Annotated in this window: 2 protein-coding genes; both read right to left on the bottom strand. The window is 65.6% G+C overall.

The features are described from left to right. Positions 1–203: 203 nt before the first annotated feature. The gene (locus FKP22_RS30875) at positions 204–470 is read right to left on the bottom strand and encodes a PAAR domain-containing protein (protein WP_141291996.1); all 267 of its coding nucleotides are present in this window, start codon (positions 468–470) and stop codon (positions 204–206) included. Positions 471–558: 88 nt separating this feature from the next. Then, positions 559–1179 (bottom strand): M15 family metallopeptidase, encoded by a 621-nt coding sequence (locus FKP22_RS30870; protein ID WP_375140638.1) that lies wholly within the window; start codon positions 1177–1179, stop codon positions 559–561. Positions 1180–1234 lie beyond the last annotated feature (55 nt).

Genomic DNA, 1234 nt, shown 5'->3' with positions numbered 1-1234 from the left:
AACACCACCAATGGCAGCAGCCCGAGGTAGAGCAGCATGTCGCCAACACCCACGTCGCGGTGCTGGGCCTGCCATCGCCATAACACGGCAATCCAAACCACGCAGCACGTCGCTACCAGCAGGGCCAGGCCCTTGAGAAAAGACTTCATGTCGCCTTGAGTGCCGCGGGCCTTGGCCCGCCGCCAGCCGGGGTCAACCCGCGATCAATCGGTGGTCACCGCCTGCGAGGCGATCAGCGTGGCGCCGCAGGCGGTGGTGTCACCGTCACGGGCTGCGGGCTTGCCATCGATCATGCAGGTCGGGTCCCCGGTGGCGATCACGGTGGTGCCACCATGGCCTCGATGCGGGCAGGAAACCTGGTCGCCGACGCGGGCGATGGCTTTGCCAGACGTGGTGGTCGTGGGCGCACCGGCAATCACGACACCGCCGTGATTGGTCTTGTCGCCCACAACAATGAATGGCTTGGACATGCGTCCTCCTGAAGGCGGCGGTGGTTCCGCGCGCTCATGTTGGTCTGTCGTTGCACTGCCTTGATGGCAGAACAATCTCGGTGGCAGTCTAGGGCGAAAGCGCTTCTCCTGTCGCCGGCTGGGCCCCGCCTCGCAGCACGCCAGGGCGGCGCAGCTCCACGTGACCGAGGTCCTTGAGGCTGCGCCAACCGCCCCCCCAGGTCATGCCCAGGGACGCGGCCACCTCGCCGTACAACTCATAGCCCCGGGCAACCCAGGGCTCGCGTTCGGAAATGGCGATCTTGCCATCGCGCAGGAAAGCGCAGTCGGCTGCCAGTCCGTATTGATGGTAGCTGGCGCCGGCGCCGGCCAATGTGACTGAACTGCCCATGGTTGCAAGCATCGCCTGCCGCTCCGGGCTGCGGTATCCCTCGATCAACACCATGCGGTAGCCATGGCGTTCGGCCATCAGCTTGAACACCAGCAGCAACCTCTGTCGAAAGGCGTCATCCAGCAGTTCCCATTGGCGGCTGGCGCCCTGCACCATCGGCACGGCCTGCTCGACTTCCGGCGTCAAAAACAGCGCTGGCGGCAGCGGCGGCGGCGGTACAAGTTGTTCCCCTTGTAACAACATTGCGACATGCTCATCGACCGCGTGGGCCGCCGTGTGGTCAAAGCTGTCGGCCGGAAACCACATGCGCAACCAAAAGGCGGCCAGCGGCAGGCTCACCAGCAGAGCCAGCGCGCCCCCCAGCAACCAGGCCCGGCGCCGCAAATGATCGATC

The sequence above is a fragment of the Ideonella azotifigens genome (assembly GCF_006519715.1).
Taxonomy (GTDB): Bacteria; Pseudomonadota; Gammaproteobacteria; order Burkholderiales; family Burkholderiaceae_C; genus Ideonella; species Ideonella azotifigens.
This window is presented reverse-complemented; position numbering and strand designations above follow the sequence as displayed.

Bases quoted from the DNA above. Each gene is read 5' to 3' on its own strand.
- FKP22_RS30875 (WP_141291996.1), bottom strand. From the start codon at position 470: ATGTCCAAGCCATTCATTGTTGTGGGCGACAAGACCAATCACGGCGGT.